The following is a 24,922-nucleotide window of genomic DNA, read 5'->3' as shown; positions in this document are numbered from 1 at the left end:
CTACGATTTTTTGTACTTACTTACATTTTGCATTTTTTTCCGACGGCGTTCTTGAGCCATGGTAAGTTTTGACTTCTTATCTGAGAATGGATTCTCACCTTCTTTAAACTCTACGCGAATTGGCGTACCCATAATCTCTAACGCTTTGCGGTAATAATTCATTAAATAGCGCTTATAAGAGTCTGGTAAAGAATTAACCTGATTTCCATGTACAACGATGCGAGGTGGATTATAACCGCCAGCGTGGGCATAACGTAATTTAACCCTACGACCGCGCACTAACGGCGGCTGATGGTCGTCTTGAGCCATCTGCATAATCTTGGTCAACATAGAGGTAGAAACGCGCTTAGTGGCGCTTGCGTAAGCCTCCTGAACCGATTCATAAAGGTGGCCAACGCCAGTACCATGTAGCGCTGAAATAAAGTGAACGCGCGTAAAGTCGATAAAGCCCAAACGTCTATCCAGTTCAGTTTTAATCCGCTCTTTATGTTCGTTGTCTAAACCATCCCATTTATTAACGGCAAGCACTAAGGCGCGACCGGCATTCAACACAAAACCAAGCAAACTTAAATCTTGATCTGAAATGCCATCTTTTGCGTCGATTACCAGCATCACCACATTAGCGTCTTCAATTGCTTTAAGGGTTTTAATAACCGAGAACTTTTCTACTGTTTCTGTCACCTTACCGCGCTTACGTACCCCTGCTGTATCAATTAAGATGTAATCTTGATCTTCTCGCTGCATCGGGATGTAAATACTGTCTCGGGTGGTACCTGGCATGTCATACACCACTACTCGGTCCTCACCCAGAATCCGGTTAGTCAGCGTAGATTTACCCACGTTGGGGCGGCCAACAATGGCCAGTTTAATTGGAAGGTCGGCAAACTTCTGAGCTAACTCATCTAGTTCTGACTCGGTCATTTCTTGCGTATCAGCTTGCTCTAACTCCGGCTCTTCCGCTTGATTCTCTGCTTGCTCAGTAACAAAGGGACGCAGAGCTTCTTCTAATAACATGTTTACGCCGCGGCCATGGGCAGCAGCAATTTGATGAACTTCACCTATCGCCAAGGCATAAAACTCGCCACAGGCTGTATCAGCATCAATGCCGTCAGTTTTATTGGCCACCAAGAAAACTTTCTTTTCTTGTTTACGCAAATGATGGGCAATCGCCTCATCAGCAATGGTCATTCCAGCACGCGCATCCACCAAGAACAACACCGCATCGGCTTCTTCAATAGCTTGCAAAGATTGCTGCGCCATCATTGCGTCAATGCCTTCTTCATCGCCATCAATACCGCCGGTATCAATAACAATAAATTCTTGCTCCGCGACTTTGGCTTGACCATATTTACGGTCACGAGTCAGTCCTGGGAAATCAGCGACTAAGGCATCCCTGCTGCGTGTAAGGCGGTTAAATAAAGTAGATTTGCCAACATTTGGGCGTCCCACTAAGGCGACAACAGGAAGCATAAGGGCCTCATTTTCTAGAATACATGACATGACAAAGGCTCATGGTTAATTCACCATGAGCCTTTTGTACACAATTATAACAACTTAACTGCGATCTAGCGCAATTAACTTACCACTTCGTGTTTGAAGGATAATTTTGTCGGAGGTTACCACAGGCGCAACATATAAGCCGCTTTTATCTACTAACATTTTGCTAGCAAACTCGCCGGTTTCACGATCAAGCCAATATAAGTAGCCCTCACTGTCACCCACTAATACCTTATTTCCGTCTACTGCGGGGGCAGTAACGATACGGTAAGACAAAGCACCTTGGGTCCATTTCTCTATGCCGTTGTTGCGCTCAATGCTATAAACATTGTCGCTAACGTCAGTAACAAATAGGTTTAAACCCGAAGAAGCTATATTTTGGTAGGCAGAATAACTGCGCTTCCAGTCTTCTTCACCACTGCGTAAATTAACCGAAATAAGGTTTCCGTTGTAAGCAACCGCATAGAGCTGAGAGCCAATCAAGGCCGGCTTACTATCCACATCTACAATTCGGTCAATCTCAGTAGACCCTTTGGGCTGGGCTAACTTTGTTTCAAACAGCAATTGACCACTTTCTAAAAGATACAGGCCAATCTTACCGTCACTACGACCTAAAATTATCGCGCCGTTAGAAATAATAGGTGGCGCTTTGCTGCGCAACGACAGTGCTGGCTGGTCAATTTTAATATCCCACTTTTGCTCACCAGAGTGAGCATCTAGTGCAACTAAATGGCCGTTACTGGTGATAACTACCACCAAACTGTCTTCTACAGCAGGAGCCGCTAGCACTTCACCAGCCACTTCTGCCTGCCAAACTATTTCACCGGTTTCTGCATTTAACGCAAATACGTCGGCGTTTTCGGTGCCTAAATATATGCGGCGATACGCAGCAGTTAAGCCACCAGAAACACGCGCATTAGGGGTATTACCCGAGAAGCGATTGTTACTTTCAACTCGAGATAAATCTTGGTCCCATAAGCGTTTACCTTCTAAATCAAAGGCACGCACTTGACCATAGCGGGCAGCGGCAAACACTGAATCGTAAGCGACAACTGGCGACAGCGCCGAGAAGTAATCATCAACTCCTTTACCTACGCGGGTTTCCCACTGTTTGCCTACTGTAAACTGGTTTTCAAACTCAGGCACCGGGGCCATTTGCACAACATCTTCTTCAGAGTTAAACAAAGAACACGCCGACAAGCCAACGAGCAAACAAGCTAAGCTAGCAGCACGCCAAGCTTTAACCATTAGCAGCCTCAACTTCAGTTAAATCATTAAGTTTTAGGTTTACACTAGGATCTTGCTCTGCTGCACCAGCAGCAACAGCCGCTTGATAGGCTTGACGAGCTAATGCTTGCTCACCCTGTTGTAAGTAGATATCACCTTTAATCAGTTCAACGGTTGCCACTAAAGCAGGCTCAGTAACTTTATCTAGGCTGGCTAAGGCATTATCAAACTCGGCTAATTGAGCTTGTACACGAGCGAGTCGAGTATAGATCATGCCTTTAAGCTCTTCGGGTGCGCCTTCAAGCGCTAGGTTAAGCTGAGTTTGCGCCTGAGCATAATCTTCTTTAACCACTAGTTCTTTTGCTAACAACAATGATGCAAACACTGAATAGTTTTTGTCACCTTGGTTAGCTGCTACAAAATTTGCTAAAGGAGTTAACTCTTCATTATTTGTGGCTAGTTGACTAACCACTTGTTGAAAAGCATCTGAAGCCGCTTCTTTTTGCTCAATTTGGTATTCGCCAAAATAGCGCCAGCCAAATACAGCAGCTAAACCTAGTACCGAACCGCCAATAACTGATGTTCCGTTTTTCTTCCACCAGTCTTTGATGGCTTGAACTTGCTGTTCCTCAGTGGAATAAATGTCCACAGCGTCTCCTTAACTAAACTAATACGGTATTAAGCAAAGCAACTAACTCTGATTGAGCGATGCACTGCTGTTGAATATCTTCGCGTAGGTACTTTACAGTAACCTGCTGGTTGGCTAACTCATCTTCACCGATGATCAATGCCACTTTAGCGCCTGACTTATCAGCTCGCTTAAATTGTTTTTTAAAGTTTCCGCCACCACAGTGACTCATAACCCGAACAGAGGGTAACGCATCTCGCAATTGTTCGGCTAACGAAAATGCTGCGCCAAGTGTTCCTTCTCCGGCATTGATCACATAAACATCGGCACTTGATGGTAAATCACCCAGTAACTCGAGTGTTTCCAGCAATAGAACTAAACGCTCCATGCCCATGGCAAAACCAACAGCAGGCGTTGCTTTGCCGCCCAATTGCTCTACCAAACCATCGTAACGGCCGCCAGCACATACAGTACCTTGTGAACCTAAGCTTGATGTTACCCACTCAAACACAGTGCGGTTATAGTAATCAAGACCTCGAACCAAACGCGGGTTTAGCTCATAAGCTATACCTGCGTTATCTAGCAGCGCACATAGTTGCTCGAAGTGATCTTTACTTTCTTGGTCTAGGTATTCACTAAGGCTAGGTGCGTCAACTAACACCGCTTGCACCTCAGGATTTTTACTGTCGAGAACACGCAAAGGGTTATTGTACATGCGACGTTTTGCGTCTTCGTCTAAGGCTTCTTTATGCTGCTCTAAGTAAGCAATTAAAGCATCACGGTAGTTAGCTCGAGCTTCATTTGAACCTAAGCTGTTAAGCTGCAAAGTAACGTGGTTCTCTAAACCAAAGGCTTTCCAAAAGCGCGCAGACAAAATAATTACTTCAGCATCGATATCGGCGCTGGCAATACCAAAAGACTCAACGCCTACTTGATGAAACTGGCGATAACGACCTTTTTGTGGGCGTTCATGGCGGAACATTGGCCCCATGTACCACAAACGCTGCTCTTGGTTGTACAACAAACCTGCTTGGTTGCCTGCACGTACACAACAGGCTGTGCCTTCAGGTCGCAAGGTTAAGCTATCACCATTGCGATCTTCAAAGGTATACATTTCTTTTTCTACGATATCGGTCACTTCACCGATAGAGCGCTTAAACAAATCAGTGCTTTCTACAATCGGCATTCTTATTTCATTGTAACCGTAGGCTGCCACCACCTCTCGAATTACTGATTCTACCTTCTGCCAAGCGGGTGTATCACTTGGTAGGCAATCATTCATGCCACGTATTGCTTGTATTTGTTTAGCCACATTAATCTCGAATAAAACAGGTCAATAATTATTAAAGGCCCTCGATTATAGGGCCTTTAAGCAAAGAGGTAAATTTAAATGCAGATTAGCTTTCGGTAATGTCTTTAATCGCGATACGCGAGCGGATTTTCGCTTCTAAAGCATCTACTAAGTCGTCATTATCGAAGCGCTCTTTTTGGCGCACACCATCTTGATAAAAGCCGCTTTTTTTGTTGCCACCGGTAATGCCTAAATCAGAGATAAGCGCTTCACCTGGGCCATTTACCACACAGCCGATAATGGATACATCCATCGGCTCTACAATGTCTTCTAAACGCTGCTCGAGAGCGTTAACCGTTGAAATAACATCAAACTCTTGGCGAGAACAGCTTGGGCAAGCAATAAAATTAATACCGCGAGAGCGAATACGCAGAGACTTAAGAATATCAAAACCTACTTTGATTTCTTCAACGGGATCGGCTGCTAAAGAGACCCGCAAGGTATCGCCGATACCTTGTGATAACAACATACCTAAGCCAACTGCCGATTTAACCGAGCCGCTGCGTAAACCACCGGCCTCTGTAATACCAAGATGTAAAGGTTGGTCAATTCGGCTGGCCAATCCTTGATAAGCGCCTACAGCAAGGAAAACATCAGAGGCTTTCACACTCACTTTAAACTGGTCGAAGTTCAAGCGATCGAGTATATCCACATGACGCATCGCAGACTCAACTAACGCTTCTGGCGTGGGTTCGCCGTACTTCTCCTGCAAATCTTTTTCTAAGGAACCGCCATTCACACCAATACGAATGGGAATATTGCGCTCACGTGCAGCATCCACTACCGAGCGAATGCGTTGCTCGTTACCAATATTACCTGGGTTAATACGTAAACAATCTGCGCCATACTCCGCCACTTTTAAGGCAATGCGGTAATCGAAATGAATATCAGCCACTACAGGAATTGATACCTGCTGCTTAATTTGTTTGAAGGCTTCGGCAGCATCCATGGTTGGCACAGAAACGCGCACAATATCGCCACCCACTGCAGCAATTCGGTTTATTTGCTCAACCGTTGCAGCTACATCAGTAGTACGTGTATTGGTCATAGACTGCACAGTAATGGGCGCGTCTCCGCCCACTGGCACATTACCCACCATAATTTGTGTTGACTTACGGCGTTTAATTGGAGTTGGTTGATTCATAATAATCGAAAGATCTTAATTGTTTGGTATTTGCATTCGCACAACTTTACCGCGTGTAAATGACGATAAGTCGATTGATTCTTGTCCGTAACTTACACTCACGCCTGCGTTAGTGCCAAGCACGATACTATAGGGAGAAGGACCAGTTACTGAGAGTGATTGGCCGGGCTGTTTAATGTCTGCCACCAAGCGTTTGCCAGTGGCATCTCTAATCTCTACCCAACACTCATTTTCAAAACTCATGTTTAAGGCAGTTAAAGCTGCCGCTTGGTTCACTTCTACTTCTGGCTCAGGATCTGGGCTGTTTATTACAGTGGGCTCTGATGCTTGCGAAGCAGGCTCATTTGACGCTGATTCAGTAGCGGGCTCGACGACTGGCTCCAGCACCTCTTGAGACTCAACTTTTGGTTCAGCATCAATCTCATTGTTAGCTTCTACCACAGGCTCTGAAACAGGCTCTACTGGTTGTGCCGATGGCACCTCGGGAGCTTCAACAGTGCTTAGCACTTGAACATTTTCAGCACTAGGTTCTGGAATTACATCAACTTCGGGCTCGCTGGTCGGCTCTAGAATTCGGCTTTCTGAACTAGCGGGGCTGGCCTGACTAAAATCTACTTGTTGGCTCTTTTCTTGCCACCACCAAATCACCAGCAAAACAACAATGCCAAGGCCCACTAAGTAGGTAAACTTCATCAAGCGACTGTCATGAGTCTCTTGCTTTATCCGCCCAGAAAAACTCTGCATCTCTGTGCGTTGTTCATGGGCATCGTGCAAATGGGTGTAGCTAGAAAGCACTAGGTCTTCAGAAAGATTTAATAAACGCGCATAAGCTCGTAAGTAACCTTTGATAAAAGTACTCGATAAACCACTATCGAAGCTATCGCCTTCTATATCTTTGATTACTTGCAAACGCAGTTTCAAACGTTCAGCAACTTGAGCTTGACTTAGCTTGGCGGCAACACGTGCTTCTTGCAGCATTTGCCCAGGGCTAACCACTTCAATGTCTTCACTTAGCTCTGTTTGCTCTGATTCGGCTTTAGTAGTCATTAGCGATGTATCGTTTAGTTTGTTCAGATTTAGGGAACTGCTGTTGTAAGGTTAAGCCCCAACGTGCTTCTTCAGCAAAGTTGTCGGCTGCACTTTCTAAGCGAACCCAAGCGAAGGCGCTTTCCGCCGTAGTTTCAGCCATACTATCATACCGTTGCAGATATAATCGGGCTTGCTCGGGTTTATTTTTTTGTAGGTAAACCTCGGTGGCTCCAAGCAAAGAAGCAGGGCGGCGAATGTTATAGGCTAAGGCGCTGGTAAAGTAATCTAAGGCTTTATCCAAGTCGCCCGCAGTTAAAGCACATAAACCCGCGTTCTCATTGGTTCCCGCTACTTGAACGTACTCTGGATTAGCCAAAGCTTGCTTAAATAACTCTTCGGCTTGGTCATATTCTTTCTGCTTACACAGCATCACGCCGTAGTTATTAAGTACATCGCCATTGCGTGGCGCTATAGACTTAGCACGTTTATAGGCATCTAGGGCTCGCTCAGGCTGACGAACACTTTGGTAGAAGTGGGCTTGGGCGATGTAAACATCAACTAGATTAGGCGCTAACTCTTGCGCTAGCTCCAAATTACGTTTTGCTTGTTCTGCATCGCCAGCTTCTAAATAACGTAGCGCTAAGCTAATTCGGGTTTTAGCGGCAGCGTCTTTATTAAGCTGTTTATCTTTATTGTTTACTTCTTGGCCATTTACACGGGTTTCGGTTACACAACCAGAAACCAAAAATACCACCAAAAACAAGTACAACCAGCGTTTCATATCCGTCCTTCGATAAGGTTAGTTATTGAATTGTGACTGAAATTTCTTGCTGTTGCATCCGTTTTTTCATGGTTCTTTTGGTTCTGTCGACAACGTCACCTGCTAGCTGTCCACAAGCCGCATCAATGTCATCGCCACGGGTTTTACGAACCACTACAGTTGAGCCATATTCCATCAAGACCTTACTAAAACGATCTACGCGGCTATTACTCGGTTTGGTAAACGGTGAACCAGGGTATGGGTTAAATGGAATTAAGTTAATTTTACATGGGGTATCGCGTAAAACTTCCGCTAATTCATGCGCTTGCTCCATAGAGTCATTAACGCCATTAAGTAATACATACTCAACAGTTACCTTGCCTCTATTAGCGTTTGATTTGTCGATATAACGTTTTACACCAGCCAAAAATGCTTCGATGTTGTATTTTTCGTTGATCGGCATGATTTCACTGCGCAGCTTATCGTTGGGAGCGTGCAGCGAAATAGCTAACGCCACATCGAGCTTATCACCTAATTTATCTAAAGCAGGCACCACACCAGAGGTACTTACCGTTACTCGACGCTTACTCAGGCCATAGCCGTTATCGTCTAGCATTAACTCTAGGGCTGGGATCAAGTTGTTTAGGTTTAGCAACGGTTCACCCATACCCATCATTACCACATTGGTAATTGGACGTTTTCCTTCGATGCCTTTGTGGCCAATCACTTGAGCTGCTCGCCAAACTTGACCAATGATATCAGACACTTTTAAGTTACGGTTGAAACCCTGTTGGCCAGTAGAGCAGAAGGTACATTCCAGCGCGCAGCCAACTTGTGAAGACACACACAATGTCGCGCGGTCACCCTCAGGAATATAAACGGTTTCGATCTCTTGGCCAGCCACTAACATCGCCCATTTAATGGTGCCATCTGCACTGCGTTGCTCAGTGCTAATTTCTGGTGCGCGCACTTCAGCCAAACGCTTAAGCTTTTCACGTAAGGCTTTATTGATATTGTTCATTTGGTCGAAGTCATCTACGCCAAAGTGATAAATCCACTTCATTACCTGATCGGCACGAAATGGTTTTTCGCCTATCTCGGCAAAAAACTGACGTAAACCCGCTCGATTAAAATCAAGTAAATTTGTTTTTGTTTCACTCATCGCTTAACTCCACGATCGACCAAATAAAAAAAGCGCCGAATTGTACAAATAATAACAGCAGAAAGCCAGTTATTCTCTGTACTCGGCGCCAATTGGCAGCTAATAAGTTTTTAACTATTAAGCTGCATTTGCCAAAGAAGCTTTTGCCCCGTTTGACTTATCTAGGACAAATCTCATTGTCTTCAAAGAAATAGGCGATTTCTCTCGACGCTGACTCTGGTGAATCAGAGCCGTGGGTGCCATTTGGTGGCATGCCCGAGCCAAAGTCATGACGTAAGGTACCGGCAGCGGCTTCTGCTGGATTAGTCGCACCCAATAACTCACGGTAACGCTGCACCGCATTCTCAGCTTCAAGCACTTGCACCATGATCGGTCCAGATGTCATAAACTCAATCAGCGGTGGGTAAAACGGTTTACCCTCATGTTCTGCATAAAAGCCTGCAGCTTGTTCTTGCGACAAATGCACCATTTTGGCTGCAACAATACGTAAACCGGCAGACTCCATACGCGCATAAATTGCACCAATTGCGTCTTTCGCCACCACATCGGGTTTAAGTATAGAAAAAGTACGTTCTAAGGCCATTAACTAGCTCCATCTAAAATTTGGTGAATATCACTCTTTGATATTGTAAGTGAATGATAAGTTAGCTCAACTCAGTTAACAACCGTGAAATGGTGCGAATACCATGCCCCTTTGCCCCAGTTGCCCAAAGTGCATTACCAGATTTTTGATAAGAGCCAGACATATCAAAATGCAGCCAGTTTTCTTCTGCATTTTCAACAAAATGGGCTAAGAAAGCTGCAGCAGTGGATGCGCCGGCCATGCCCTCGCCTGAAGAAATATTGGCTATATCAGCAAAGCTAGAGCCAATTTGCCCTTTATGGAAAGGTTCTAGGGGCAGAGGCCAAGCTTTTTCGTGCTCCTGTTTGGCAGCTTGTAAGGCTTGGTGTACCCACTCATCATCAAAGCCAAACACAGCATTGTAGTCACGACCTAAAGCCATTTTAGCTGCGCCCGTTAAGGTAGCTGCATCGATAATAACTTGAGGCTTCTGCTCACTGGCGGCAATTAAACCATCGGCTAATACCAAGCGACCTTCTGCGTCAGTGTTAAGCACTTCTACCGTAACACCGTTTTTGTAAGTAATTACGTCGCCCAGCTTGTAAGCATCTCCCGATACCATGTTCTCGGCGCAGCACAAATATAGCTTCACACGTTTGTTTAAGCCGTTAGCAATTGCTAAACCTAAACCTCCAGTAACCGTGGCAGCGCCCCCCATGTCGCTTTTCATGATTGACATGCCGTCGGAAGGCTTAAGGCTATAACCGCCTGAGTCAAAGGTAATACCTTTACCTACTAGGGCTACGGCCACTGGCTCGTCTGGGTTTCCACTAGGATTAAAATCTAACTGCAACATCGCTGGTGCTTGGCTGCTCCCCTTGCCCACCTGATAAGTCCCTACCCAGCCTTGTTCCAGTAAATCTTCTCCAGAGATAATCTCATAAGAAACATGTTCCGGAGATAAACCACTTAAGAAGCTCGCAGCAGATTCACATAAAGTTTGGGGGTAAATAGCGGCCGGACCAAGATTAATCGTTTTACGTGTCCAATCAGCAGCAGACTTAAGAGCGTCAAAACGCTGCTGGTCAGCATCACTTAGTACCACTACATCTAATTGGTTATCTTGTTTAGCGTTGTAATAACCTTGATAGAAAGCCCAGCATGCTTCTAAATCCCAGCTATCGCCAATAAAAGAAAGGTGCTTTAGGCCTTGCGCATCTAATTTTCGGCCGGCTTTTTGAATATCTTGAAGGCGGGCTACGCCTTCAGAATTGATATGAATATTAACTTGGTTAGCTTCAAAGCTAACTAAGGCATTTTGGCCCCATTGAGCAGCGGCAGGTTTGGCGCATAAAACTAGATCCATAACGGCGGTCATCAATACTTCCTCATTTGAGTAATCGACAACGAGCCCTTGGAACTTAGTCTAGTTCATCCATCCAGGCTAAAATAATTGCTTCCAAAATGCGCTCGTTGCTGTGCTGTGGGTCATCGTCAAAATCATCTAACTGACAAACCCATTGGTGTAAGTCGGTAAACCGAACTTGCTTAGGATCTTGCTCTGGAAATTGCTCGGCCAGTTCTATTGCTATTTGCTCAACATCTATCCAACGCAACCCCATCAGCCTATTCCTTAATGTTGTTCAGACACCATATTAATAGTGTATTTAGGAATTTCTACCACTAAGTCTTCATCGCTTACCATTGCTTGGCAACCTAAACGAGACTCGGGTTCCAAACCCCAGGCTTTGTCTAGCATATCGTCTTCTAGCTCATCGCTTTCTTCAAGCGAATCAAAGCCTTCGCGAACAATTACGTGACAGGTAGTACAAGCACAAGATTTTTCACAAGCGTGCTCAATGTCGATACCTTCGCGCAAGGCAACATCCAATACGCTCTCACCTTGTTTTGCTTCTACTACTGAGCCTTCAGGACATAAGTCCTCATTAGGCAAGAAAATCACTTTAGGCATCTTAAATCCTATCTACTTGCTGGCCCCTTAGGGCTTGTTTAATGGAATCATCCATTCGCCTTGCGGCAAAATCTTGACTGATACTGTCTAAATATTTAATGGCTTGCTCTATCTCTGAAACAGAGTCACCTTCGGCAATAGCTTGTAATTGCTGCATGGCTTGTTCAATGCCAAGACGCTCTTCATCTTGCAGCAAACGTTCGCCACTTTCGACTAATGCAGCACTCATATCTTCAATGAATCGAGCGGCTTCAACTTGTTGCTCACGCAACATGCGCATAGTGACATCATGTTTAGCATTGGTGATGGAGTCTTTAAGCATTCTTGCCACTTCTTCATCGGCTAAGCCATAAGAAGGTTTGACCTCAACAGACGATTGCACCCCAGTTGATTTTTCCATCGCTGTAACTGATAACAAACCATCGGCATCCACTTGGAAGGTAACTCGAATATGAGCGGCACCAGCTGCTAAAGGAGGAATACCTTTTAGCGCAAATTTAGCCAAAGAGCGGCAATCATCTACTAGTTCGCGTTCACCTTGTACCGCATGAATCGCCATTGCTGTTTGGCCGTCTTTAAACGTCGTAAATTCTTGGGCTCGAGCAACCGGAATAGTGGTATTGCGTGGAATAACTTTTTCGACCAAGCCTCCCATTGTCTCAATACCTAGAGAAAGAGGCGTAACATCAAGCAATAACAGCTCGCCATCTTTTTTGTTCCCCACCAAAGTGTCAGCTTGAATGGCTGCACCAATCGCAACAACTTGGTCAGGATCAATGTTAGTTAAAGGCTGCTTGTCAAAAAAGTTCGCGACGTCGCTACGCACTTTTGGCACTCTAGTAGAACCGCCAACCATAACTACATTGTTAACATCTTCTAGCTCTACTTCAGCGTCACGTAAAGCGCGGCGACAAGCGCGAATAGTGCGCTTAACCAAGCTTTCAATGAGGCTATCGAATAACTCGCGGCTAATGCTGCCCTGCCAATTAATACCGTCAATATCCAAATTGATATTGGCACTGTCTTGATCAGTCAAGGCTACTTTAACTTGATTGGCTATGCGTGATAATTCGCGCTGTAACTGGGCAGAACGCACTCCACTGACTTGCGCTTGTTCGGCTATCCACTCAACTAAAGCATCATCAAAGTCATCACCACCTAGAGCAGAATCTCCACCCGTGGCTAGTACTTGAAATACACCTTTAGATAAACGCAGGATGGAGATATCAAAGGTACCACCACCTAAATCATAAATCGCGATTACGCCTTCGTCACCACTATCTAATCCATAAGCAATAGCCGCGGCTGTCGGTTCATTAAGTAAACGTAGCACATGTAAACCGGCTAGCTGAGCAGCATCTTTGGTACCTTGGCGCTGTGCGTCATCAAAGTATGCAGGCACCGTAATAACCACGCCATCGGGCTCACCTTGTAATGACTCTTCAGCTCTCGCTGCTAAACTTTTTAAAATTTCAGCAGAAACTTGAATAGGATTAACATCGCCTGCTACTGTTTGAATATGCGGGGTTTTAGCATCACTAAAGTTATAGGGAAACAGTTCACGGTCTATATCTGCGCTATCTTTGCCTAATAAACGTTTAACCGAAGTAATGGTGTTATGAGGATCGGTAACCGCTTGTGCTTTGGCTAACTTGCCAACTTCTACGCCATCTTTGTGATAGCGAACCACCGAAGGAAGCAAGGTATCACCACTATGGTCGGCCAAAGTAACGGCTTTGCCGCTACGTACAGTTGCAACCAAAGAGTTAGTGGTACCTAAATCGATACCTACAGCCAGTTTATGTTGGTGAGGAACAGCCGATTGCCCAGGCTCTGCTATTTGTAGTAATGCCATATAGATTAGTAATCTAAAATTTTCTCTTCAAGTTGAAGCAGCTGCTGTTGCAGGCGTGCATAGAATTTGAGTTTGCGAACATCGTCTGCTGCTTGCTCAAAATTTTGTTCATTGTAGGCTTTTTCAAAGCTTGAGCTCAAGTCGCTTCGTTGCCGCTTCAATAACCTTGAGAAGTTATCGATAGCGTCTTCAGGATCGGCTGCATGCTCTATTTCAGCCAATTGCTCCCTTAACTCCATTTGACTCATCAAGAAGGCAACGTCGTTGATAGTTTGCTGTTCGCCTCCAAGCTCTAAACCTTGCAAACTTAATAAGTATTGCGCTCGGCTAAGAGGGTCTTTCAGCGTTTGATAAGCGTCGTTGATTTGCGCAGCTTTTTGCATCACTTGAGCCTGGCGCTCACTAGACTCAGCAGCAAAATTATCGGGATGGTATTGTTGTTGCAGCTCTCTGTAGCTATCAGCTAAACCATTTAGGTCTAGCTGATAAGACGGAAGTAGAGAGAATAACTCAAAATGATTCATAGCGTGTTCCATTTAAACGCTAAAGCTCTCTCCACAACCACATTCGCCATTTACGTTAGGGTTGTTAAATACAAAGCCTTCGTTCAAACCTTCTTTAACAAAGTCTAATTCAGTGCCATCGATGTAAAGTAAGCTTTTCTCATCAACGATGACATTTACACCGTGGCTTTCAAATACTTTGTCGTCTTCAGCTAATTGGTCTACAAACTCCAAAATATAAGCCATGCCCGAACACCCAGAGGTTTTTACCCCTAGGCGCACGCCAGTGCCCGCGCCTCGGTTGTTCAAAAATTGACTTACATGTGTTGCTGCAGCTTCAGTTAGTGATACAGCCATGATGGCTCCTTAAATCTACTACGCGTTTTTCTTTTTGTAATCAGCAATGGCGGCTTTAATGGCGTCTTCTGCCAAAATTGAGCAGTGAATCTTCACTGGCGGCAAGGCTAATTCTTCAGCAATATCGGTATTTTTAAGCGCTTGAGCTTCGTCTAAACTCTTACCTTTAACCCACTCGGTAACCAGTGAGCTGGACGCAATTGCTGAACCACAACCGTAAGTTTTGAAACGAGCGTCTTCAATCACGCCTTCGTCGCTTACTTTAAGTTGTAACTTCATCACATCACCACAAGCTGGTGCTCCCACCATACCGGTGCCAATGTGGCTATCATCTTTATCTTCGAAAGCGCCAACGTTACGCGGGTTTTCGTAATGATCAATTACTTTTTCACTATAAGCCATGATATCTCTCCAAATCCGTTATTTTTAATACTTAGTGGTGTGCCCACTCAACCTGGCTGAGGTCTACGCCGTCTTTAAACATGTCCCAAAGTGGAGACATTTCGCGGAGTCGGCCAATACCTTCGTTAATCACTTTAACTGCGTAATCGATTTCTTCTTCAGTAGTGAAACGGCCAAAAGAGAAACGAATAGAACTGTGTGCAAGTTCGTCATCTAAACCTAGAGCGCGAAGTACATACGACGGCTCCAAGCTTGCAGACGTACACGCAGAACCTGATGAAACGGCTAAATCTTTAAGCGCCATTATCAATGACTCACCTTCAACATACGCAAAGCTCACATTTAAGTTAGCCACTACACGTTGCTCAAAGTCACCGTTTACATAGGTTTCTTCAATATCTTTAATGCCTGCCCAAAAGCGGTCACGTAAAGCGCGAATGTGCTCGTTATCTTTTGCCATATCTTGTTTAGCAATAGCAAAGGCTTCACCCATTCCAACAATTTGGTGAGTAGGTAAGGTACCAGAACGCATTCCACGCTCATGTCCACCGCCATGTACTTGCGCTTCTAGGCGAATACGTGGCTTACGTTGCACGTACAGAGCACCAATACCTTTTGGCCCGTAAACCTTATGTGCTGAGAAAGACATCATATCTACAGGAAGCTCTTGAAGATCGATCTCAACTTTACCTGCGCTTTGTGCCGCATCAACGTGGAACAAAATTTTACGAGAGCGACATAACTCGCCAATCGCTTTAATGTCTTGGATTACGCCAATTTCGTTGTTCACGTGCATGATAGACACAAGAACCGTATCTTCACGTAATGCTTCGGTTAAGGTCTCAAGGCTTATAACACCGTTGCTTTCTGGGTCTAAATAAGTCACTTCGTAACCTTCTCGCTCTAATTGGCGACAAGTATCTAGCACAGCTTTGTGCTCAGTTTTACACGTGATGATGTGCTTACCTTTTTTATTGTAAAAGTGAGCAGCACCCTTAATAGCAAGGTTGTTTGATTCTGTAGCACCCGAGGTAAATACGATTTCACGTGGGTCAGCATTTACTAGGTCAGCAATTTGGTTGCGGGCAATATCTACAGCTTCTTCTGCTTGCCAGCCAAAACGGTGTGAACGTGAAGCAGGGTTACCGTAAATACCATCTACGCTAAGGTATTGCATCATCTTTTCAGCAACCCGAGGGTCAACAGGAGTGGTTGCTGAATAATCAAGATAAATTGGTAATTTCATTAAAGTTCTCCGTTACTACTCGGCGAAAGCGAGCGTCATAAACTAATTTGTATCGTGTTGTTATCAACGTGCTGAAGTTGGTCTTGATTATGCGCTACATTAACAATTTGTCGCTCACGCATTAAGCCACCCAAGCTTATGTTATCTAAGAAGTCGGCGATTCTTTCACTTAAGTCATTCCACAATGAGTGGGTAAGACAAGGTTTGCCGCCTTGGCAATCTGCAGAACCATGACAACGTGTTGCATCAATCGACTCATCAACAGCGTGGATCACCATGCCTACTGCAATATCATCAGCGTCCATACCTAGGCGATATCCGCCACCGGGGCCGCGCACGCTGGTTACCAAGCCATGTTTACGTAATTTTGAAAACAGCTGCTCTAAATAAGACAAAGAAATACCTTGTCGCTCAGAAATGTCAGCTAAAGAGACCGGCCCTTCTTCCATATGAAGAGCAACATCTAACATCGCTGTAACTGCGTAGCGTCCCTTAGAAGTTAAGCGCATATCAAACCTATATTTTCCCGTGAACTTGGTCACAATCTTTCCATACCCTAGTAATTTAGTCAAGTATAAAACCTACTAAATTAGTCAGGATTATTTTTCTGGTTTGGAAATATGCTTGTCAAAAGAAGTTAGAATGCCACGCATTACATTAAGTTCTTGTTTTTCCATGCGAATACGATTAAACATGCGTCGTACTTTTTCCATTACTTTGCCTGGATGTGGCTTGATGATAAAACCTGAGTCAGCAATAGACTGTTCAAAATGCTGATAAAAACGCTCTAAATCATCGGCATGAGGGTAATCTTCGGGAGCAGCTTCTGGGTGTGTGTTTTGCTGGTCTAAAAATGCCATACGCACTTCGTAGCATAACAGCTGAACAGCCATTGCTAAGTTTAGCGAACTATATTCGGGGTTAGCAGGTACACAAACGTGATAATGGCATTGCTGTAGCTCTGGGTTGTTTAAACCACTGCTCTCACGGCCGAACACAATAGCTACTTTACCCTGTTGGGCCTCTGCCGCGAGTTTAACGCCGGCTTCTCGCCCATCAACCATCGGCCAATCTAAAGTTCGAGAACGGGCACTGGCGCCAATAACTAGCTGACAGTCTGCAACTGCTTCTGATAACTCTGAAACAATCGTTGTCCCACCAAGCACATCCGATGCACCAGCAGATAGCGCAACTGACTTACCATCAATCTCAGCTTCTGGAGCTACCAAGCACAAATCGCTAATTCCCATGGTTTTCATTGCCCTGGCTGCAGAGCCAATATTGCCACTATGACTAGTGCCAACTAAAACCACTCGAACATTTTCCAACATTACTTTTACTTCACCCTAAATTTGATGCGCGGGATTGTAACATAGCCATAGCCTTAGCAGCTAGATTGGAAAAAGTTTATATGGAGTGCCTATAATCAATTGTGTTTGTTTTTGGTTTTCCCTATAATCCGGCGGTTATTTTATGTTCTTTCTACAAATTGGTGGTAATTCATGCATGCTATGCTAAACATTGCGATTCGCGCTGCGCGAAACGCAGGTAAGGTCGTAACTCAAGCTTACGAGCAGTTAGATAAAGTTGAAGCGACAACAAAAGGCGCTAACGACTACGTAACTAATGTTGATAAAGCCGCTGAGAAAAGCATTATCGACACCATTCAAAACGCTTTCCCAGATCACTCTTTTATTGGTGAAGAAAGTGGCTTAACAGCTGGCAAGGATGATGAATATCAATGGGTGATAGACCCATTGGATGGAACCACCAATTTTATCAAAGGTATTCCTCACTTCTCTATCTCTATCGCATTGCGCGTTCGAGGGAAAACAGAGCATGGTGTGATTTACGATCCTCTTCGCAATGAGTTATTTGCTGCTTCACGCGGCAAAGGCGCGCAATTAAACGGTTACCGTTTACGTGTTACTAAAGCTAAAGATTTAGAAGGCACACTAATTGGCACCGGCTTCCCATTCAAACGCAAACACTACATGGACAGCTATTTAGCCATGTTCGGAGCAATCTTTGCTGAGTGTGGAGACATGCGCCGTGCTGGTTCTGCCGCTTTAGATTTAGCCTATGTAGCCGCTGGTCGTTTAGACGGTTTCTTTGAATTAAACTTGAAGCCTTGGGACATCGCAGCAGGTGAACTAATTGCTCGCGAAGCAGGTGCCATTGTTACAGACTTTAGCGGCAACACAGATTTCTACCAAAGTGGAAATGTTGTATGTGCAAACCCTAAAGTACTAAAACATATGTTATCTACAATTCGTCCGCATTTAACGGATGCAATTAAAGCTTAATAAAATTAAGCAGAAACAACTTAAAGCGGGCACTGCCCGCTTTATTTTTGTCTTTAAGACCACTATTTTATAAATAGACACCATATTTAGGATGTATTTATGAGATTGCTACCTCTACTGCTTCTGCTGATAGGCGCTTATGCAAACGCCGCTAACTTAACCCAACAGACAATAGACAACTGGTTTGAAGCGAGCAAAATGCTTAAACCAATTGTTGAAAAAATCGAAGAAGAAAACACATTAGAAGAAGTAGAAAACCCTAGCGAGTTAGCTGAACAGATGGTTCTTCAGCTCAATCAAAGTGCTTATGCTAACGAAGTGAAACAAGTATTAGATAAATACAACTTAGACTTAGAGCACTGGGCAGCAACTACCGAGCAAGTAATATTTGCTATCTTGGCCGTTAATTTAGAAGAATATAAACCACAGCTTGAAGTCTACGAGAACATGAAACAACAGTTGTTAGATAACCCCGAGCTATCGGCTGAACAGAAACAACAACTGTTGGAATCATTCGAAATCGGTGACCAATGGTTTACCCAACTGCAATCTGTGCCACAAAGTGACATAGATCTTATAGCGCCTCAAGTATCAAAAATTAGCCAAGAACTAGGCTGGGAATTTGATACTAATTAGCACCTAAATCGAAGCTATCAGAACCTAATTCAGCTCGCTCTAGTTGTAGCTCTAAAAACGCGATGCGCTTGGCAAACTCGCCTAACAGCGCATCCTTTATTTTTAGTAACTCAAGCATTGGCGTGGGCTCTCGCCACTCTGGATAGTCGCCTTTAGCTTCGGCTTGCTGAAAAGCCTGCTCGGCCTCAAGCTGGTCAAAAAAGTAATAGGTATTTTCGGCAATATCAAAAGCGTAAATAGTTGGGTTAACTTGGTCAGTCATCTTTTTATGCGCCTTCTAAGGGGTAGCCCGCTTCATTCCAGCCACGGATCCCACCATCCATAGATATCACATTGGTATAACCCATCTTCACCAAATTATCGGCGCTTAATGCAGAGCGAAAACCACCACCACAGTAGATCACAATCATAGTGTCTAAATCTGGGAGCAGCGTTTCTACATCACGCTCCATTACCCCTCGCCCCATATACTTGGCATTTGGAATACGGCTTTTTTGCCATTCATCTTGTTCCCGGTTGTCAATCAAGGTGAATGCTAAACCTTGTTCTAGCCATTGTTTAACTTGGTGCACATCGCACTCTTTAATACGGCTGCGACAATCGTCAACCAACGCTAAGAATCGAGGGTTATGGGCCATTGTGTTTTCTCCTTAACAACAAAAAACCCGCCGAAGCGGGTTTAGATAATTATGCGATAGGGTCCTGGTCGGCACCTTCTTTCTCTTCGATTTCTTTGGGCATAAAGTCTTCTTTCTTAATGCCTAAGTACAATGCCAGCGTACTAGCAACGTAAATAGAAGAGTGAGTACCAATGAATACACCAAACAATAAAGCCGTAGCAAAGTTGTGAATCAACTCACCACCCAACATGAACAATGATACAAGTACCATGATGGTGGTTAACGAGGTCACAATTGTACGGTTAAAGGTTTGAGTTAAAGAAACATCGATAATTTCTTCAGGGTCGCCTTTGCGTAACTTACGGAAGTTTTCCCTGATCCTATCAGATACAACAATGGTATCGTTCAAGGAGTAACCTACTACGGTTAACAGCGCGGCAATAACGGTAAGATCAAACTCTAACTGTAATAGTGAGAACAAACCTAAGGTTGCTACTACGTCGTGAGCCAAAGCTAACACCGCACCTAAAGCCATTCGCCATTCAAAGCGCATTGCCACATACAGCAAGATACAGCCAAGAGCGGCGATAATAGCTAAGCCACCCTGCTCTGCTAACTCTTTACCTACCGTTGGGCCTACGTACTCAATACGGCGCATTTCTACATCAGAATCTACTTCACTACGAAGCAAACCCATGATGCTGTCACCTAAATGTTGGCTATCAATTCCTTCACGCGGCATCATGCGCAACAATACTTGGGTTTGAGAACCAAAGTATTGTGCAACGATATCAGGGTAACCATTGTTGCCCATCACTTCGCGAACTTCAGTCAAGTCTGCGGCTTGAGAAAACTCAACTTCAATCAAGGTACCGCCAGTAAAGTCGAGACCCCAATTGATTTTGTTAATCGCTAAGCTAGCTACCGAAGCCACCATCAGCAAGACAGTAAACCAAATAAATGGTTTGCGGTGCGACATGAAGCGCACGGTGCCTTTTGGTCTAAATAAATAAAACACGTCGTAGCTCCTAGATAGACAACTTGTCTATTTTCTTTCCGCCCCATACCCAGTTAACAATTACACGGGTACCTACAATGGCAGTGAACATAGATGTTGCAATACCAATCGCTAGCGTCACAGCAAAGCCTTTTACAGCGCCAGTACCAATCGCGAAAAGAATCAACGCAGTGATAAAGGTAGTGATGTTAGCATCAGAAATCGTTGAAAGTGCGTTGCTATAACCGTAGTGAATTGCTTGTTGAGGGCTGCGGCCATCGTTTAGCTCTTCACGAATACGCTCAAAGATAAGCACGTTAGCATCAACCGCCATACCAACGGTTAGTACAATACCCGCCATACCCGGTAAGGTTAAGGTAGCACCAGGAATCATCGACATTACACCAATAATTACCCCTACGTTTGCAATCAAAGCAAAGTTAGCCACCAAGCCAAACTTACGGTAGTAAATAGGCATAAATACTAATAAAGCTAGTAAGCCAACCACAATCGCCATGAAGCCTTTATCAATGTTGTCTTGACCGAGGCTTGGGCCAACAGTACGTTCTTCAACAATTTGAATAGGCGCAATCAACGCACCAGCACGTAAAAGTAGCGCTAGGTTTTGTGCTTCTGCAGGAGAGTCAATACCAGTAATTCGGAAACTACGACCAAGGCGCGATTGAATGGTAGCAACGTTAATCACTTCCTCTTGACGCTCTAGAATAGTTTTACCTTCACTGTCTTTATTGCCAGTAGGTTTGTACTCAATGAATAAAGTCGCCATTGATTGGCCAACATTATCTTTAGTGAAGGCAGCCATTTTGCTACCACCTTGACTATCAAGGCTAATGTTAACCTGCGGACGGCTGTACTCATCAAAACCCGACTGTGCACCAACGATGTGGTCACCGGTTAAGATAACTTGGTTACGCAATACTACCGGCGAGCCATCAACACGTTTTGCGAGTTGAGAACCTGGAGGTACTCGGCCTGCGGCTGCATCGCGCACATCAGCGTCGGTATTTACCATTCTAAATTCAAGAGTAGCGGTTGCACCTAAAATTTCTTTGGCACGTGCAGTGTCTTGAACACCAGGTAATTGCACCACAATACGCTCAGAACCTTGTCGCTGTACCTGTGGCTCAGCAACACCTAGTTCATTTACCCGGTTACGGATAATGGTAATGTTTTGCTGCAGCGCATACTCGCGAGTTTCTTTTAGCTTCTCATCAGTCATTTTAGCGCTAAGACGGAATTGGTCGCCTTGGCTAGCATCACTGAATTGGTATTCATTGTATTTGCGGTCTAAAAAGCTAATAGCTTTATCTAGAGTGGCTTCGTCACGAAAACGAACTACCACAGAATCGCCTTGCGCTCTTACCCCAGCATAACGCAGTTTTTCTTCACGTAAATCGCTTCGAAAATCTTGAATCATACCTTCTTGGGCTTTACTGATTGCGGCATCCATATCCACTTCCATTAAGAAGTGCACACCACCACGTAAGTCCAAACCAAGTTTAAGCGGGCCCGCACCGATGGCGTCTAACCAACCAGGCGTTGCTGGAGCAAGGTTTAATGCAACGATGTAATCGTCGCCCAATAAATCGTGTAAGAGGCTTTTTACTTTAAGTTGGTCAGCATCGTTACGTAAACGTACTAAGGCTAAACCATCTTCAAAGGCAACAGAGCGAAAGTCGATAGACTGCTCTGTGAGGAAGTTGCGAATCTCGTCTAGTTGGGCCAGCTCTACTTGAGCGCCCCGAGTGCCAGACACTTGTACTGCAGGATCCTCACCGTACAAGTTTGGCGTGGCGTAAAGAAAGCCGATGGCAATCACAGCGATTACCATCACGTTCTTCCACCAAGGGTATCTATTTAACAAAATCTTATCCCTAGTGACCGAATAGCTACTATAGCGACTTCAGCGTGCCCTTTGGCAATACCGCTGATACAAAGTCCTTTTTAAGCGTAACAGTGGTGTCATCGCTTAGGCTTAATTGGAAGTAGTCATTTTCATCAGAAATCTTGATGATTTTACCTACCAAGCCACCAGTGGTGAGTACTTCATCACCCTTAGACAATGAAGACATCAAATTCTTATGCTCTTTAACACGCTTAGATTGTGGGCGGTAAATCATGAAGTAGAAAATTACCGCGAAAATCACCATCATGAAAATTAATTCCATGCCGCCACCTGCAGGTGCCGCTGCACCGCCTTCTGCGTATGCTGGAGAAATAAATAAGCTCATTGTTACCCTCATTAAAAAAATTAAAAACTTAAGATAATCTATACAACTACCTTATTAAATGGAGACAGAGCAAGCAAAAACAAGGCTTTGCTTGCTCAATCGGGCATTATTCCGCCAAAGGTGGGACTTCACGCCCCAACTTTGCGTAAAACTCTGCTACAAAATCGTCTAACTTACCGGCTGCAATTGCACCACGTAACCCTTCCATCAAGCGCTGATAGTGACGCAGGTTATGAATGGTATTCAAACGAGCGCCAAGGATTTCATTACACTTGTCTAAATGATGCAAGTAGGAACGAGAATAATTTTGACAGGTATAACAATCACACTCTTTATCCAGTGTATTTGTATCTTCTCGGTGGCGCGCATTGCGAATTTTAATCACCCCTTCACTAGTAAATAGGTGACCATTTCGCGCATTTCGAGTTGGCATTACACAATCGAACATATCCACGCCTCGACGCACACCTTCAACCAGATCTTCAGGTTTACCAACACCCATTAAGTACCTTGGTTTATCTTCAGGTACTTTATGCGCCACATAATCAAGTATGCGGTGCATATCTTCTTTAGGTTCGCCAACTGCTAAGCCGCCAATCGCATAACCATCAAAACCAATATTGGTTAGCCCTTCCAACGAAACATCACGCAAGTGCTCGTAAACACCGCCTTGGATAATACCAAACAAGGCATTTTTGTTTTCCAACTCATCGTGACGCTGACGTGAGCGCGCTGCCCAACGCAAGGACATTTGCATCGACTTATCCGCTTCTTCTTCAGTCGCTGGGTAAGGCGTACACTCATCAAAAATCATCACCACGTCGGAGCCCAAATCATTTTGGATCTCCATAGATTTTTCTGGTGTTAAGAAGATTTTATCGCCGTTTACTGGGTTGCGAAAATGTACGCCTTCCTCAGTAATGTTGCGAATATCACCCAAGCTAAATACTTGGAAACCACCTGAATCAGTAAGAATAGGACCTTGCCAATTCATAAAATCATGCAAGTCGCCGTGGGCTTTCATCACTTCTTGGCCAGGGCGAAGCCACAGGTGGAAGGTATTACCCAGTAATATCTCTGCACCCGTTGCACTTACTTCTTCTGGCGTCATGCCTTTTACGGTGCCGTAAGTACCCACAGGCATAAATGCAGGAGTTTCTACTGAGCCACGTTCAAACACTAAACGGCCACGACGGGCTTTACCGTCTTGCGCCAATAATTCATATTTCATAACTTACCTCAGATCGGAAAAACAGTCCGATTCAGATTGCTTCAAATAAGCGCTTAGATAATTGTCTAATCGCCAAAATAGGATTAACTAAGCGTCTTTACGCTCAATAAACATCGCATCGCCATAACTAAAAAACCGGTAACGCTGCTCTATAGCGGCTTGATAAGCCTTAGTCACATTATCTTTACCGGCAAACGCCGAAATCAGCATGATCAATGTAGACTCAGGCAGGTGGAAGTTGGTGACCATCGCATCAACCAACTCAAATTGATAACCAGGATAAATAAAAATATCGGTTTCTGCCGCGTAGGCTTGTAAAGCTTGCCCCTTGGCTTTGGCATCTTTAGCCGCGCTTTCTAATGAACGAACTGAAGTTGTACCCACTGCAATCACTCTACCACCAGCGGCTTTAGCTTTAGCGATTTTAGCCACAACATCATCGCCAACTTCAGCGTATTCAGAATGCATCACATGCTCATCTACCGACTCAACTTTCACCGGCTGAAAAGTACCAGCACCAACATGCAAGGTAACAAAGGCAATATCCGCCCCCTTGTCTTGGATCTGTTGCATCAAGGCGTCATCAAAGTGCAAGCCCGCCGTTGGCGCTGCAACAGCACCGGGCTTTTCATTGTAAACCGTTTGGTAACGTTCCTTATCGGCATCTTCATCGGGTCTGTCGATATAAGGAGGCAATGGCATGTGGCCGTAGGCTTCAAGCAGTTCTAGCACTGTTCGCTGGTCATCAAAACGTAATTCGAACAATGAATCATGCCGAGCTAGCATGGTAGCATCAAACGCGTCGGCCAAGCGCAGGGCCGAACCGGGTTTAGGCGATTTGGAGCAACGAACATGCGCAAGCACTCGATGTTCATCTAAAACACGCTCAATCAGCACTTCAAGTTTTCCGCCGCTGGCTTTTTGACCGAACAAACGCGCAGGAATAACCCGTGTATTATTAAAAACCAATAAATCGTTAGCTTGGATATGGTTTAGTAGCTCTGGAAACTGCTGATGTTGTAGCTCACCAGTATTGCCATTAAGACACAATAAACGACTATCACGACGTTGCTGTTTTGGATAACGAGCGATTAACTCATCGGGGAGTTCAAAAGAAAAATCGGCAACACGCATTAGGCTAAAAACTCTGTGGGCTATTCAATAATAAACAAGGCCGCAATTTTA

28 protein-coding genes are annotated in these 24,922 nt (G+C 44.6%); 2 read left to right on the top strand and 26 right to left on the bottom strand.

From position 1 onward, the window contains the following. From der to trmJ, 19 genes are all read right to left on the bottom strand, one after another. Window positions 1-1,470 carry a ribosome biogenesis GTPase Der gene (gene der, locus K5620_RS07590; protein ID WP_016401220.1) on the bottom strand — a complete coding sequence of 490 codons (1,470 nt, stop codon included), beginning with the start codon at window positions 1,468-1,470 and terminating at the stop codon, window positions 1-3. Between the two features lie 84 nt (window positions 1,471-1,554). Then, entirely contained in the window at window positions 1,555-2,745 is a 1,191-nt protein-coding gene (gene bamB, locus K5620_RS07585; RefSeq protein ID WP_016401221.1) for an outer membrane protein assembly factor BamB, read from the bottom strand. Then, the gene (locus tag K5620_RS07580; RefSeq protein ID WP_016401222.1) at window positions 2,738-3,373 is read right to left on the bottom strand and encodes a YfgM family protein; all 636 of its coding nucleotides are present in this window, start codon (window positions 3,371-3,373) and stop codon (window positions 2,738-2,740) included. Before K5620_RS07580 ends, bamB begins: the two co-directional genes overlap by 8 nt. Before the next feature lie 13 nt (window positions 3,374-3,386). Continuing rightward, the gene (gene hisS, locus K5620_RS07575) at window positions 3,387-4,664 is read right to left on the bottom strand and encodes a histidine--tRNA ligase (RefSeq protein ID WP_221077465.1); all 1,278 of its coding nucleotides are present in this window, start codon (window positions 4,662-4,664) and stop codon (window positions 3,387-3,389) included. Window positions 4,665-4,749: 85 nt separating this feature from the next. After that, window positions 4,750-5,847: a flavodoxin-dependent (E)-4-hydroxy-3-methylbut-2-enyl-diphosphate synthase gene (gene ispG, locus K5620_RS07570; protein ID WP_016401225.1), complete on the bottom strand. Its 1,098-nt coding sequence runs from the start codon at window positions 5,845-5,847 to the stop codon at window positions 4,750-4,752. Between the two features lie 15 nt (window positions 5,848-5,862). Continuing rightward, on the bottom strand, window positions 5,863-6,894 hold the full coding sequence (locus K5620_RS07565) for a RodZ domain-containing protein (protein WP_016401226.1): 1,032 nt from the start codon (window positions 6,892-6,894) through the stop codon (window positions 5,863-5,865). Then, entirely contained in the window at window positions 6,884-7,657 is a 774-nt protein-coding gene (gene pilW, locus K5620_RS07560; RefSeq protein WP_016401227.1) for a type IV pilus biogenesis/stability protein PilW, read from the bottom strand. Before pilW ends, K5620_RS07565 begins: the two co-directional genes overlap by 11 nt. A gap of 22 nt (window positions 7,658-7,679) precedes the next feature. Beyond that, window positions 7,680-8,798 (bottom strand): dual-specificity RNA methyltransferase RlmN, encoded by a 1,119-nt coding sequence (gene rlmN, locus K5620_RS07555; protein ID WP_016401228.1) that lies wholly within the window; start codon window positions 8,796-8,798, stop codon window positions 7,680-7,682. Between the two features lie 157 nt (window positions 8,799-8,955). Beyond that, window positions 8,956-9,381: a nucleoside-diphosphate kinase gene (gene ndk, locus K5620_RS07550; protein WP_016401229.1), complete on the bottom strand. Its 426-nt coding sequence runs from the start codon at window positions 9,379-9,381 to the stop codon at window positions 8,956-8,958. 61 nt (window positions 9,382-9,442) lie between these two features. Next, a complete protein-coding gene (pepB, locus tag K5620_RS07545) occupies window positions 9,443-10,738 on the bottom strand; it encodes an aminopeptidase PepB (protein WP_016401230.1) in 1,296 nt (431 codons plus the stop codon). A gap of 43 nt (window positions 10,739-10,781) precedes the next feature. After that, the gene (gene iscX, locus K5620_RS07540) at window positions 10,782-10,982 is read right to left on the bottom strand and encodes a Fe-S cluster assembly protein IscX (RefSeq protein WP_016401231.1); all 201 of its coding nucleotides are present in this window, start codon (window positions 10,980-10,982) and stop codon (window positions 10,782-10,784) included. An 11-nt stretch (window positions 10,983-10,993) separates the two neighbouring features. Beyond that, complete coding sequence (gene fdx / locus K5620_RS07535) at window positions 10,994-11,332, bottom strand: ISC system 2Fe-2S type ferredoxin (protein ID WP_016401232.1); 339 nt, start codon at window positions 11,330-11,332, stop codon at window positions 10,994-10,996. A gap of 1 nt (window position 11,333) precedes the next feature. Then, the gene (gene hscA / locus K5620_RS07530) at window positions 11,334-13,187 is read right to left on the bottom strand and encodes a Fe-S protein assembly chaperone HscA (RefSeq protein ID WP_016401233.1); all 1,854 of its coding nucleotides are present in this window, start codon (window positions 13,185-13,187) and stop codon (window positions 11,334-11,336) included. A gap of 5 nt (window positions 13,188-13,192) precedes the next feature. Next, complete coding sequence (gene hscB / locus K5620_RS07525; RefSeq protein ID WP_016401234.1) at window positions 13,193-13,711, bottom strand: co-chaperone HscB; 519 nt, start codon at window positions 13,709-13,711, stop codon at window positions 13,193-13,195. A 12-nt stretch (window positions 13,712-13,723) separates the two neighbouring features. Next, window positions 13,724-14,047 (bottom strand): iron-sulfur cluster assembly protein IscA, encoded by a 324-nt coding sequence (gene iscA, locus K5620_RS07520; RefSeq protein WP_016401235.1) that lies wholly within the window; start codon window positions 14,045-14,047, stop codon window positions 13,724-13,726. 18 nt (window positions 14,048-14,065) lie between these two features. Continuing rightward, window positions 14,066-14,449, bottom strand: a complete 384-nt coding sequence (iscU, locus tag K5620_RS07515) for a Fe-S cluster assembly scaffold IscU (RefSeq protein ID WP_016401236.1) — start codon at window positions 14,447-14,449, stop codon at window positions 14,066-14,068. 31 nt (window positions 14,450-14,480) lie between these two features. Then, window positions 14,481-15,695, bottom strand: coding sequence for an IscS subfamily cysteine desulfurase (locus tag K5620_RS07510; protein WP_016401237.1), 1,215 nt, complete (start codon window positions 15,693-15,695; stop codon window positions 14,481-14,483). 35 nt (window positions 15,696-15,730) lie between these two features. Beyond that, window positions 15,731-16,204 (bottom strand): Fe-S cluster assembly transcriptional regulator IscR, encoded by a 474-nt coding sequence (gene iscR, locus K5620_RS07505; protein ID WP_016401238.1) that lies wholly within the window; start codon window positions 16,202-16,204, stop codon window positions 15,731-15,733. A 90-nt stretch (window positions 16,205-16,294) separates the two neighbouring features. After that, window positions 16,295-17,026, bottom strand: coding sequence for a tRNA (cytosine(32)/uridine(32)-2'-O)-methyltransferase TrmJ (trmJ, locus tag K5620_RS07500; RefSeq protein ID WP_016401239.1), 732 nt, complete (start codon window positions 17,024-17,026; stop codon window positions 16,295-16,297). A gap of 171 nt (window positions 17,027-17,197) precedes the next feature. On the opposite strand from trmJ, the gene suhB reads away from it, so the two are divergent. Both suhB and K5620_RS07490 read left to right on the top strand, forming a co-directional pair. Continuing rightward, a complete protein-coding gene (suhB, locus tag K5620_RS07495) occupies window positions 17,198-18,001 on the top strand; it encodes an inositol-1-monophosphatase (protein ID WP_016401240.1) in 804 nt (267 codons plus the stop codon). 99 nt (window positions 18,002-18,100) lie between these two features. Further along, complete coding sequence (locus K5620_RS07490) at window positions 18,101-18,637, top strand: hypothetical protein (RefSeq protein ID WP_016401241.1); 537 nt, start codon at window positions 18,101-18,103, stop codon at window positions 18,635-18,637. Here the strand turns inward: K5620_RS07490 and K5620_RS07485 are convergent. The 7 genes from K5620_RS07485 to queA all read right to left on the bottom strand — a co-directional run bounded on the left by K5620_RS07485 (window position 18,630) and on the right by queA (window position 24,871). Then, the gene (locus tag K5620_RS07485; protein WP_016401242.1) at window positions 18,630-18,899 is read right to left on the bottom strand and encodes a hypothetical protein; all 270 of its coding nucleotides are present in this window, start codon (window positions 18,897-18,899) and stop codon (window positions 18,630-18,632) included. The two genes, K5620_RS07490 and K5620_RS07485, sit on opposite strands and share 8 nt — an antisense overlap. 4 nt (window positions 18,900-18,903) lie before the next feature. Continuing rightward, entirely contained in the window at window positions 18,904-19,275 is a 372-nt protein-coding gene (locus K5620_RS07480; RefSeq protein WP_016401243.1) for a rhodanese-like domain-containing protein, read from the bottom strand. A 49-nt stretch (window positions 19,276-19,324) separates the two neighbouring features. Then, a complete protein-coding gene (gene secF, locus K5620_RS07475) occupies window positions 19,325-20,275 on the bottom strand; it encodes a protein translocase subunit SecF (protein ID WP_016401244.1) in 951 nt (316 codons plus the stop codon). A 10-nt stretch (window positions 20,276-20,285) separates the two neighbouring features. Continuing rightward, the gene (gene secD / locus K5620_RS07470) at window positions 20,286-22,139 is read right to left on the bottom strand and encodes a protein translocase subunit SecD (protein WP_084681770.1); all 1,854 of its coding nucleotides are present in this window, start codon (window positions 22,137-22,139) and stop codon (window positions 20,286-20,288) included. 28 nt (window positions 22,140-22,167) lie between these two features. After that, complete coding sequence (yajC, locus tag K5620_RS07465) at window positions 22,168-22,506, bottom strand: preprotein translocase subunit YajC (protein WP_016401246.1); 339 nt, start codon at window positions 22,504-22,506, stop codon at window positions 22,168-22,170. Window positions 22,507-22,612: 106 nt separating this feature from the next. Then, complete coding sequence (tgt, locus tag K5620_RS07460) at window positions 22,613-23,737, bottom strand: tRNA guanosine(34) transglycosylase Tgt (RefSeq protein WP_016401247.1); 1,125 nt, start codon at window positions 23,735-23,737, stop codon at window positions 22,613-22,615. An 87-nt stretch (window positions 23,738-23,824) separates the two neighbouring features. After that, window positions 23,825-24,871, bottom strand: a complete 1,047-nt coding sequence (gene queA / locus K5620_RS07455) for a tRNA preQ1(34) S-adenosylmethionine ribosyltransferase-isomerase QueA (RefSeq protein ID WP_016401248.1) — start codon at window positions 24,869-24,871, stop codon at window positions 23,825-23,827. Window positions 24,872-24,922: the final 51 nt, after the last annotated feature.

It is taken from the genome of Agarivorans albus (assembly GCF_019670105.1).
GTDB lineage: Bacteria > Pseudomonadota > Gammaproteobacteria > Enterobacterales > Celerinatantimonadaceae > Agarivorans > Agarivorans albus.
This window is presented reverse-complemented; position numbering and strand designations above follow the sequence as displayed.

Excerpts from the sequence above, each read along its gene's own strand:
- der (WP_016401220.1), bottom strand. The coding sequence starts at position 1,470 with ATGCTTCCTGTTGTCGCCTTAGTGGGACGCCCAAATGTTGGCAAATCT.
- bamB (WP_016401221.1), bottom strand. The coding sequence starts at position 2,745 with ATGGTTAAAGCTTGGCGTGCTGCTAGCTTAGCTTGTTTGCTCGTTGGC.
- ispG (WP_016401225.1), bottom strand. The coding sequence starts at position 5,847 with ATGAATCAACCAACTCCAATTAAACGCCGTAAGTCAACACAAATTATG.
- K5620_RS07565 (WP_016401226.1), bottom strand. The coding sequence starts at position 6,894 with ATGACTACTAAAGCCGAATCAGAGCAAACAGAGCTAAGTGAAGACATT.
- pilW (WP_016401227.1), bottom strand. The coding sequence starts at position 7,657 with ATGAAACGCTGGTTGTACTTGTTTTTGGTGGTATTTTTGGTTTCTGGT.
- rlmN (WP_016401228.1), bottom strand. The coding sequence starts at position 8,798 with ATGAGTGAAACAAAAACAAATTTACTTGATTTTAATCGAGCGGGTTTA.
- ndk (WP_016401229.1), bottom strand. The coding sequence starts at position 9,381 with ATGGCCTTAGAACGTACTTTTTCTATACTTAAACCCGATGTGGTGGCG.
- pepB (WP_016401230.1), bottom strand. The coding sequence starts at position 10,738 with ATGACCGCCGTTATGGATCTAGTTTTATGCGCCAAACCTGCCGCTGCT.
- iscX (WP_016401231.1), bottom strand. The coding sequence starts at position 10,982 with ATGGGGTTGCGTTGGATAGATGTTGAGCAAATAGCAATAGAACTGGCC.
- fdx (WP_016401232.1), bottom strand. The coding sequence starts at position 11,332 with ATGCCTAAAGTGATTTTCTTGCCTAATGAGGACTTATGTCCTGAAGGC.
- hscA (WP_016401233.1), bottom strand. The coding sequence starts at position 13,187 with ATGGCATTACTACAAATAGCAGAGCCTGGGCAATCGGCTGTTCCTCAC.
- hscB (WP_016401234.1), bottom strand. The coding sequence starts at position 13,711 with ATGAATCATTTTGAGTTATTCTCTCTACTTCCGTCTTATCAGCTAGAC.
- iscA (WP_016401235.1), bottom strand. The coding sequence starts at position 14,047 with ATGGCTGTATCACTAACTGAAGCTGCAGCAACACATGTAAGTCAATTT.
- iscU (WP_016401236.1), bottom strand. The coding sequence starts at position 14,449 with ATGGCTTATAGTGAAAAAGTAATTGATCATTACGAAAACCCGCGTAAC.
- K5620_RS07510 (WP_016401237.1), bottom strand. The coding sequence starts at position 15,695 with ATGAAATTACCAATTTATCTTGATTATTCAGCAACCACTCCTGTTGAC.
- iscR (WP_016401238.1), bottom strand. The coding sequence starts at position 16,204 with ATGCGCTTAACTTCTAAGGGACGCTACGCAGTTACAGCGATGTTAGAT.
- trmJ (WP_016401239.1), bottom strand. The coding sequence starts at position 17,026 with ATGTTGGAAAATGTTCGAGTGGTTTTAGTTGGCACTAGTCATAGTGGC.
- suhB (WP_016401240.1), top strand. The coding sequence starts at position 17,198 with ATGCATGCTATGCTAAACATTGCGATTCGCGCTGCGCGAAACGCAGGT.
- K5620_RS07490 (WP_016401241.1), top strand. The coding sequence starts at position 18,101 with ATGAGATTGCTACCTCTACTGCTTCTGCTGATAGGCGCTTATGCAAAC.
- K5620_RS07485 (WP_016401242.1), bottom strand. The coding sequence starts at position 18,899 with ATGACTGACCAAGTTAACCCAACTATTTACGCTTTTGATATTGCCGAA.
- K5620_RS07480 (WP_016401243.1), bottom strand. The coding sequence starts at position 19,275 with ATGGCCCATAACCCTCGATTCTTAGCGTTGGTTGACGATTGTCGCAGC.
- yajC (WP_016401246.1), bottom strand. The coding sequence starts at position 22,506 with ATGAGCTTATTTATTTCTCCAGCATACGCAGAAGGCGGTGCAGCGGCA.
- tgt (WP_016401247.1), bottom strand. The coding sequence starts at position 23,737 with ATGAAATATGAATTATTGGCGCAAGACGGTAAAGCCCGTCGTGGCCGT.
- queA (WP_016401248.1), bottom strand. The coding sequence starts at position 24,871 with ATGCGTGTTGCCGATTTTTCTTTTGAACTCCCCGATGAGTTAATCGCT.